We start from the raw sequence: 463 nt of genomic DNA, 5'->3' as shown, positions 1-463 counted from the left end.
TAGCATCAATGTGGGGCGCCTCGAGCTTCTGAGGGCTGACAACCCTTTTGAAACCAAGCAGGCCCCTAGTCTTAGGACGCTCTTTGATTTATCCGATTTAGAGCAATCTCTCTTTATCTATCAAACTGGACAATCTGGCTGGGTGCAAAGCAAGCTCTATCGGAATATGAGTGGACTTTGGGCTCAAAATGAATATCTCCCACTGCAAATGAAGCCCAAAATAATTCGCCGGCAACTGGATCTGAATATTAAGGAAAAATAAGCTGGGGAGTTTAGAATAAAGTCTTCAGACCCAGTTCGGGTTTAACCGATTAATCGATATTGCTACTGAACATGAAAAAATTACACGCACTCACTATTTTTACTTCCCTCTCCTTGCTGCCATTCTCTAGCAGCTTCGCCGAGTGGAAAGAATTGGGATCGAATGAGGTCATGGTAGTTTATGTAGACCTAGACACCGTTA

The 463-nt window shown here is 43.6% G+C and carries 1 protein-coding gene; it reads left to right on the top strand.

Features of this window, described 5'->3' with window-relative positions:
• Positions 1–262: penicillin acylase family protein (locus tag B7X71_RS15830; protein WP_293601437.1), on the top strand; the 262-nt coding region annotated here is incomplete at its 5' end.
• Positions 263–463: the final 201 nt, after the last annotated feature.

The organism is Polynucleobacter sp. 39-46-10, assembly GCF_002282275.1.
Note: the sequence above shows the minus strand (reverse complement) of the source record. Positions and strands in the feature narration are given on the sequence as shown.